Source organism: Neobacillus drentensis, assembly GCF_036966985.1.
GTDB classification, from domain to species: Bacteria; Bacillota; Bacilli; order Bacillales; family Cytobacillaceae; genus Neobacillus; species Neobacillus drentensis_E.
In genome coordinates this window covers 1-7766 of record NZ_JBALSN010000164.1, presented here as the reverse complement: position 1 = coordinate 7766, position 7766 = coordinate 1, and the positions used below count along the sequence as shown (strand labels likewise).

Here is a 7766-nt window from a genome sequence, read left to right as displayed (position 1 = left end):
TAAAATTTAAAAAAAGGTATAATTCCTTATTATAAAGAGGGATTATACCTTTTTTTCGTATAATTCTAGGTGCCAATTTTAAATAAGTCGGTGCTATGGTTCAAAATCAGCAGTTAATGATTTACAGCTCATATTTGGCTAATTATGATTTTTCCTCTTATCGGGAAATGGAAGACACTTGCATTTCCCGCTCGGAAGATTTTTTCCACTTATCGGGAAATGGAAGACACTTGCATTTACCGTACGGAAGATTTTTTCCTCTCATCGGGAAATGGAAGACACTTTCATTTCCCGTTCGACTGATTTTTTCCTCTTATCGGTAAATGGTGCACCTTTTCATTTACAACCTCAAATGGGCGTTTTTTTTGTGTCATTTGGATACTATAAACAGGACTGGAAAAGATTGGTGTGAGTGAAAAAGCATATGGCATCAAGGAGACACAAAATATTTAATCTATCTATCATAATGATTCCTTGGTTATCGCTGCTATTTATAGGTAAACGTAGTATGCAACGCTATTCTTTTGCGGGAGCGATTATTGTTATTTTTGAGATCATCAATCATTTGTATGGACACAAGCGGAAATGGTGGAAGTTTTACGATAAACCAAAATCATTTATCAAGGATGAGCTGCCGTTTAGTATTGGTCCATATATGCCTTTCTCCATGTGGTTACTTAAATTTTCGTTCGGAAACTTTAAAAAGTTTGTGTTGCTTAATGTTATTTCAGATGGACTCTTTGCTTTCTTTTTCATTGATGTTCTTAAAAAAATGAAAATCATTCGTCTGAATCGCTTAAGTCATTTACAATTTTTTATCTACTTACACTATAAAGCGTATCTATTATACGGAGTGCAGTATTTGTTTGAGAAAATAAAAAGATATAGATGACCAATAAAAATTTACAAAAAACCTCGAAGCCTGCGTTCTTCGAGGTTTTTTTTCGACTCTTTCCTTGAATATTCTACATAACATTACAAATTCATTACATTTTCCCTAATTCCATTGTTATTATTCTGTTAGAAAATTAAACTATAAATATATTAAAACGGAAAAATTTTCTTTTAGAAAAGGTGAGAATGGAATGAAACGGAAACTTTTAATATATTCGGTATCGATCGCTCTATTAACTTCGGTCTTTCAAGCAACCCCGACTTTTGCAAGTCCAACTGTAACCCAAGATCAAATCAATGATACAAAAGTCAAAATAACTGAAACACAAAATCAGATTGAAGACATAGAAAATAAGATTCAACAACTAGACGACCGAATCGTCATGGGTATGGAGAAAAGCAAACAATTAAACAATGATATTAAAGTGCAACAAGGTCAAATCGTAAAAACTAAGGCAGACATTGAAAAAGCAAAGCAAGACTTAGAGACGAACAAAACCTACTATTCTGCTAGACTAAAAACCATGCAAGAACAAGGCCAGCAGCCGATGATTACCTACGCAGAGTTTATCCTTTCGTCAGATAGTTTTTCCCAGTTACTAACTCGCTCAACTGCTATTATGCAAATTCTTGATAGTAATACAGATATCATGAAGGCTTTAGCTAAAAAAGAAGAAAACTTACTAGGTGCGGAACAAAAGTTAGAGAACGAATTAGGCCAATTAAAAAAGAGCCAGGAAGACTTAGTTTCTGAACAGAAGCAGATTGAAGCAGATAAGGCAGAAATTAAAACCGTATTAGCAGAGTCAAAAAACACCTTAAAGCAGCAACAAACGCAACTTGCTAGTCAACAAACACTAAAAAATGCTCAAGATAAAGCACGTCAAGAAGCACAAGCACGAGCCCAACGAGAAGCGCAAGAAAGGGCTGCAGCCCAAGAAAGAGCACGTCAAGCTGCGGAAGAAAGTACAGAGCAACAAGCTCCAAAAAGTCCAAGTCAGCCGGAACAAGAATCTCCAGCTAAAAAGCCGGTCAAATCTAATAATGATACACCGAAAGAAACAGTGATTAATTCAGGAGATGCTGATGAGTTAATCGCATATGCTAAACAATTTTTGGGCGTTAAATACGTTTGGGGCGGGACAACACCAAACGGGTTTGACTGTTCAGGATTCACTCAATACGTGTTCCGTCATATTGGGATTTCCCTTCCAAGGGTTTCTCGTGACCAACAGGATGTTGGAACCAGCATTTCTCCATACAATGTTCAAAAAGGTGATTTGGTATTTAGAGGAAATCCAGCCCACCATGTTGGCATCTATATCGGAGGCGGCAAATATATCCACGCACCACAAACAGGTGATGTTGTAAAAATTGCATCTTATAATCCGTCTAGATTTACAACTGCAGCAAGAGTATTGCATTAAGAATATAGATTTGAAGAACAAGGCTTGGAGGAAAACTCCAAGCTTTTTTTGTATTTTTGGGGAAGATAATCACATAGATTAGAAAAGGTGAGAAGAACATTTTTCTAAGAAGGTGTTTAAGATAACCACAACTGAGGAAATTGCTACAATCCTTGCCAGTTTTGATCATCCGCTGGCCCCCTATTGGCTAAATAACGACCTAATCAAAAGGACAATCGCGACTAGTTATGATTATTGGGTAGAAGATACAGGAATTCCGATGTCATTGGCCGACTTTGTGAGCCAATATCTTGCACATGCCGAATATCTTGGTGGAATTTTTTCAAACATACATGATCCCAGCTGATGGCAACTGGGATTTTTTTTGGTGTCAGGCACCACTCACCACTTCCGTTCAAAAGTTCGCCATAACATTTCAAACAAAGTGTGAACTTGTCACTATACCCATGTTGTTTAATCAAAAAAAGGAATATAGTGTAAGCATAAAGAACAAATAAATTTTGAAAGGCGGAATCATTTATGTTTAACAAATTTTTAAGAGAAAATAAAATTGCGGCAGCTATCTTAACTGTCTTACGATTATACCTTGGTTATTCTTGGTTCACAGCAGGTTTTGGGAAATTAACTAGCGGCGGCTTTGATGCTTCTGGATTCTTAAAAGGAGCGATTACCAACCCAGTAAAAGGTCCGGACGGCGCGGTCGTATTTGGCTGGTATGTAGACTTCTTAAAACACTTTGCACTGCCAAACGTGGATGTGTTCAACGTCATCGTTCCTTGGGGTGAAACTTTAATCGGTTTAGGTTTGATCTTAGGATGCTTAACAACAACAGCGATGTTCTTTGGCCTAGTGATGAATTTCAGCTTCTTCTTAGCAGGTACTGTATCTCACAACCCAAGAGACATTTTCCTTGGCTTCATCATTCTAACAGCTGGGTACAACGCTGGTAGAATCGGTTTAGACCGCTGGGTGGTTCCATTCTTCAAAAAGACTGGCAAAAAAGGTACTGGGCATGAAAAAGCAAAGGCAAGTGCATAAATAATTTGTAATCAAAAGACGATTCGGGCTCCAATCCGAATCGTCTTTTGGTTTAATTTAAAGGAGATGGTATTAGTTAATTATCATGAACGATGGGCTGGTCAAATAGGTCGGAATTGACTGAAGTGGTTGTACTTTGCCCCGTAACGGTTGTGATATGGACCCCTGTATTGGAAGAACCTGAGCCTTGTGTACTTTTCGAGGCGGCTTTAGGAGAGATAAATAAGGAACTGCCAAATTGGACAACTCCGCCACTAATTGTATCGATTTTCACCGGAAGTGGAAACTCAGACATAGAAGAACATCCTTTGCACTTTAATATTTTACTATATGTGCATCAGCAGTCTTTTGTTCGGAGGGACGTCATTTTGAGCCGTTCAAAAGTTCGCCATAACATTTCAAACATCCTGTGATCTTGTCACTATACCTATGTTGTTTATGTGAAAAAAGGAATATAGTTTAACCATAAAGAACAAATAAATTTTGAAAGGCGGAATCATTTATGTTTAACAAATTTTTAAGAGAAAATAAAATTGCGGCAGCCATCTTAACTGTCTTACGTTTATACCTTGGTTATTCTTGGTTTACTGCAGGTTTTGGAAAATTAACTAGTGGCGGTTTTGATGCTGCAGGCTTCTTAAAAGGGGCGATTGCCAACCCAGTAAAAGGTCCGGACGGCGCGGTTGTATTTGGCTGGTATGTAGACTTCTTAAAACACTTTGCGTTACCAAACGTTGATGTGTTCAACGTCATTGTTCCTTGGGGCGAAACATTAATCGGTTTAGGCTTAATCTTAGGCTGCTTAACAACAATAGCAATGTTCTTTGGTCTTGTGATGAACTTCAGCTTCTTCTTAGCAGGTACTGTATCTCATAACCCAAGAGACATTTTCCTTGGCTTCATTATTCTAACAGCTGGTTACAATGCTGGTAGAATCGGTTTAGACCGCTGGGTGGTTCCATTCATTACTAAAATGGGCAAAAAAGGCACTGGTCACGAAAAAGTAAAAGCTTAAGTTTAAGAAAAGCAGAAGCGGCTTGAGGGCTCAACTTCTGCTTTTCTTTTTAGCTAAAATAATCATCCTCAATGAACGAGGAAAATTCGTCTAAAATAGCATGTCTATCGGTTACATCAGAATGGATAAATTGAAATACTTCTTCGATTGCTGCCTCTATTTGTTCCTTTGGTAATCGGTGTACATTAGAGGAAGGTCTAAAATATAGGTACATGGGAAACCCGCCATCGTTTGTGGGGAGTTTATAAGGGATATTTAATCTTCTTGCTCCCAATCGTTCGTAAAAATTTATCCGCCGTAACTGTTGTACTCTCGTATCTTCATCCTCTTCAGGTATTTCCACTTCTACAAACGTGCCGATAAATCCATCCCGCTTTGATTGAATCATTTTCTGAAAAAAGAGGGACCCATACCCAGCATTACGATAGTGTTGATCAATGGCCATATAGTCGAGCCAAAGCGCCGGGATATGTTCATATTGATAAATTAAGGCATAGCCAACGATTTCTTCTTCTTGCTTTGCCCAGAGGAGTTTGTATTTCTCGTTAGCTAAAAGAAATTGAAAATGCGAGTAATCTTTTAATTCATTTGCTGGAAAGTCGGCCGATAATCGTTGATAGACGTCCTTTAGCTCAGTTAAATTGCCTTCTGATATTTCTATTTCATTGTTATCCATTTCGGTTGCCTGCCTTTATTTTTTTTACATGAAAATTTATTTTTAGATTCTGTTCAAAATTACCTTTTGTTCCATATGCTTTAGGATAAGGGGTGAATGTTATGTCAACTGAACCGTTTGATATCGAGACATTAAAGCACATAAGGAACAAACTTGATTATATTTACTATATCGCAAAAAGCAATTACAACGACAACCCTGAATTAATGGACACGATTGAAAATTTAGCCCAAGTTTCAAAAATGTTTACGAATATAAAAATTCAAGAGCTAAGCAAGCAAGATGAAACACCTAGCCCTCAGGGATACATTCTCTCCAAACTAGCGAACTCCTACTCTAGAATGAAAGCATATGAAAAACAAAAAGAAGCGGATTTCCCAACTTGGAAGGATTGAAAGGAGAGAGGTGCTTCATGCACCTCTCTCTATTTTTTTACTGGTGCCTGACACCATTTGGTGAATTTCCCAAAATTATTTAGTAAAACTAATATTTTCTTAGAATCAGGTCGTTTGTCGTAGTATAATAGTTTTTATGAGTCTATTCGACATTTAAACTATTATATTAGGAGGAAAAATGAAGAAAGTTGTCATCTCTGTTTTGTCACTTTTGATTTTTGTTTTAGTTCAACCCTCTCTTATGAGCGCCGCGGGAACGACCTATCCCAATGTGAATGATTATATCATTTCTAAGAAATTAGTCCCCGCGAAAGTAGAAGATCAGCACAAAAACATTTTTACAAAATTTACGTATCGGAATGGGTATGGTGAGGTTGAGGGCGTTGTCGCTCATGAAACGGCCAACAGCAGCTCGACGATTACCAGTGAAATTGCCTATATGACCAGAAATCATAGAAATGCCTTTGTACATGCGTTTGCAGATGGATCGCGCGTGATTGAAATCCATAACCCGAATTATGGGGCCTGGGGTGCAGGATATTATGCAAACCAACGATTCGTGCATATTGAGTTGGTCAGAGAGAAGTCCTTTGACAAATTTGCACGTTCAATCAACAACTACGGGGATTACATAGTCTCTATTCTCTATGATTATAATTTACCTTTAAAAAGTGCTGAAAAAACTGGGGAAGGTACTCTCTGGTCGCATGCAGCGGTCACAAAGTATCTTGGCGCCACAACTCACGGCGACCCACATGCTTATTTTAAAAAGTGGGGCTATAGCTGGGATCAATTTGTTCAGTTAGTGACAATGAAATATAAAGCTCTCCCTGAAAAAACGGAGAATACGAATCGTTTAGCGCAAATCCCAAGCAGTAAGGTATTGATTTATAAAGATTATAAAAATACGGCATCCGCCTTACCAGCAGGCGATAAGTATACAGATCAAACATTTTATATTAAAAAATTAGCCTTTGTAAGCGGACAAACGTATTATCTGCTAAGTGAGCAGGCTAGTAGTGTAAACGGAGTAATCGGCTGGGCCAAAGCTTCCGATTTGCTTACCTATCCAGAATCAATTCTAAAGTCAACGTCAAAAACGTTGTATTTTACGGGTAAAGGCGCCGCTTATAGCAAAGCCTGGGGTATGAAGAAAGATGTCATTTATTCTTCTCTATCTAAATATAAAGACCAAGAATTTAAGGTGAATGCAACAGAAACCGTTGGAAATATGGTTTGGTACCGAGGGAATTTGGACGGAAAAACTGTCTGGCTCTATTCAAGCAGAGTGGCACCAAAGGTGGAGCGGTGGACCAGCAGGTTAGGGCAGATTAAAAATAGTGATGTCAAAATTTATAAAACGGTCGGCACCGAAACCGGAGCGTTTCCAGCCGGATCCACTTACACTGGAACCGTCTATTACATTAAGAAACAAGCAGCCATCAACGACCAAACCTATTATTTAATCAGTAAACAGCCAAGTAGTGTATCAGGTGTTATTGGCTGGGTAAAATCCTCTGATTTGACTAATTACTCTCATACTACCTATGACAAAAATGCAAAAACGATGTATTTAACGGGTAAAGGCAGCGTCTATAGCAATCCATGGGGTAGTACGAAGGATATTGTTTTTAAAGATCTTTCGAAAAATAAGAACCAAGATTTTAAGATCAATTTAACAGAAAAAGTTGGCAATAACACTTGGTACCGCGGAAGTTTTGCCGGTAAAATGGTATGGATTCATAGCGCCTACCTGAATAAAACGTTGGAAAGTACGACAAGCCGTTTAGGCAATATCAAAAAAACCAGCGTCAAGATTTATAGAGAGTTAGGTTCGAGTTCCTACTTTAAGGCGGGTTCTTCCTATACCAATAAGGTTTACTATATTAAGAGAAAAGGGTTGCTTGTGGTCAAACCTATTATTTAATTAGTAAAAGTTCAACTGGTGCAAACGCCATCGGCTGGGTAAAATCCTCCGATATTTCCGATATTAGTTATGCAGTGGTAAGTCAAAAACCCAAAATCATGAATCTTAAAGGAGCAGGCAGCGCCTATAGCAAAGCCTGGGGCGGAAAGAAAGACGTTGTTTATAAAACACTTTCTTCCTACAAAAATAAGAAATTCACGGCTGAGCTCACTGCAAAAGTAGGGAGCACGAACTGGTACAGCGGGAAATTAGCCGGTAAAACAGTTTGGTTGGTGCAGTAGATTTAGTTAATAAAGAGGCCTTATCGAAAAATTGAACTGTAACCCTTAATATGGACAGTTTAAAAAAGAGCTTATGCAGTTAACAGATGACCTCGGTATTGAGCCGGGGTCAT

The 7766-nt window shown here is 38.1% G+C and carries 10 protein-coding genes; 8 read left to right on the top strand and 2 right to left on the bottom strand.

Going from position 1 to position 7766, the window contains the following annotated elements; all coding sequences use genetic code 11:
• The first annotated feature begins 424 nt into the window (after nt 1–424).
• The 4 genes from V7659_RS11230 to V7659_RS11215 all read left to right on the top strand — a co-directional run bounded on the left by V7659_RS11230 (nt 425) and on the right by V7659_RS11215 (nt 3359).
• On the top strand, nt 425–892 hold the full coding sequence (locus V7659_RS11230; RefSeq protein WP_335540112.1) for a hypothetical protein: 468 nt from the start codon (nt 425–427) through the stop codon (nt 890–892).
• 193 nt (nt 893–1085) lie between these two features.
• The gene (locus tag V7659_RS11225) at nt 1086–2321 is read left to right on the top strand and encodes a C40 family peptidase (RefSeq protein ID WP_335540111.1); all 1236 of its coding nucleotides are present in this window, start codon (nt 1086–1088) and stop codon (nt 2319–2321) included.
• A 112-nt stretch (nt 2322–2433) separates the two neighbouring features.
• Complete coding sequence (locus V7659_RS11220; RefSeq protein WP_335540110.1) at nt 2434–2667, top strand: hypothetical protein; 234 nt, start codon at nt 2434–2436, stop codon at nt 2665–2667.
• A 173-nt stretch (nt 2668–2840) separates the two neighbouring features.
• Entirely contained in the window at nt 2841–3359 is a 519-nt protein-coding gene (locus V7659_RS11215) for a DoxX family protein (protein WP_335540109.1), read from the top strand.
• Between the two features lie 76 nt (nt 3360–3435).
• Here V7659_RS11215 and V7659_RS11210 read toward each other — a convergent pair whose 3' ends face one another.
• Nucleotides 3436–3654: a spore germination protein gene (locus V7659_RS11210; RefSeq protein ID WP_335540108.1), complete on the bottom strand. Its 219-nt coding sequence runs from the start codon at nt 3652–3654 to the stop codon at nt 3436–3438.
• A gap of 207 nt (nt 3655–3861) precedes the next feature.
• Between V7659_RS11210 and V7659_RS11205 the strand changes: the two genes are divergently transcribed.
• Nucleotides 3862–4374, top strand: a complete 513-nt coding sequence (locus V7659_RS11205) for a DoxX family protein (RefSeq protein ID WP_335540107.1) — start codon at nt 3862–3864, stop codon at nt 4372–4374.
• Nucleotides 4375–4423: 49 nt separating this feature from the next.
• Here V7659_RS11205 and V7659_RS11200 read toward each other — a convergent pair whose 3' ends face one another.
• The gene (locus V7659_RS11200) at nt 4424–5050 is read right to left on the bottom strand and encodes a GNAT family N-acetyltransferase (protein ID WP_335540106.1); all 627 of its coding nucleotides are present in this window, start codon (nt 5048–5050) and stop codon (nt 4424–4426) included.
• A 101-nt stretch (nt 5051–5151) separates the two neighbouring features.
• On the opposite strand from V7659_RS11200, the gene V7659_RS11195 reads away from it, so the two are divergent.
• The 3 genes from V7659_RS11195 (at nt 5152) to V7659_RS11185 (ending at nt 7653) form a co-directional block, all read left to right on the top strand.
• Nucleotides 5152–5445, top strand: coding sequence for a hypothetical protein (locus V7659_RS11195; RefSeq protein WP_335540105.1), 294 nt, complete (start codon nt 5152–5154; stop codon nt 5443–5445).
• A 178-nt stretch (nt 5446–5623) separates the two neighbouring features.
• The gene (locus V7659_RS11190; protein ID WP_335540104.1) at nt 5624–7372 is read left to right on the top strand and encodes a peptidoglycan recognition protein family protein; all 1749 of its coding nucleotides are present in this window, start codon (nt 5624–5626) and stop codon (nt 7370–7372) included.
• 74 nt (nt 7373–7446) lie between these two features.
• Nucleotides 7447–7653, top strand: a complete 207-nt coding sequence (locus V7659_RS11185; protein WP_335540103.1) for a hypothetical protein — start codon at nt 7447–7449, stop codon at nt 7651–7653.
• Nucleotides 7654–7766: the final 113 nt, after the last annotated feature.

What these genes read in the sequence shown, in the direction of transcription:
- V7659_RS11230 (WP_335540112.1), top strand. Translation starts at nt 425, where the DNA reads ATGGCATCAAGGAGACACAAAATATTTAATCTATCTATCATAATGATT.
- V7659_RS11225 (WP_335540111.1), top strand. Translation starts at nt 1,086, where the DNA reads ATGAAACGGAAACTTTTAATATATTCGGTATCGATCGCTCTATTAACT.
- V7659_RS11215 (WP_335540109.1), top strand. Translation starts at nt 2,841, where the DNA reads ATGTTTAACAAATTTTTAAGAGAAAATAAAATTGCGGCAGCTATCTTA.
- V7659_RS11210 (WP_335540108.1), bottom strand. Translation starts at nt 3,654, where the DNA reads ATGTCTGAGTTTCCACTTCCGGTGAAAATCGATACAATTAGTGGCGGA.
- V7659_RS11205 (WP_335540107.1), top strand. Translation starts at nt 3,862, where the DNA reads ATGTTTAACAAATTTTTAAGAGAAAATAAAATTGCGGCAGCCATCTTA.
- V7659_RS11200 (WP_335540106.1), bottom strand. Translation starts at nt 5,050, where the DNA reads ATGGATAACAATGAAATAGAAATATCAGAAGGCAATTTAACTGAGCTA.
- V7659_RS11195 (WP_335540105.1), top strand. Translation starts at nt 5,152, where the DNA reads ATGTCAACTGAACCGTTTGATATCGAGACATTAAAGCACATAAGGAAC.
- V7659_RS11190 (WP_335540104.1), top strand. Translation starts at nt 5,624, where the DNA reads ATGAAGAAAGTTGTCATCTCTGTTTTGTCACTTTTGATTTTTGTTTTA.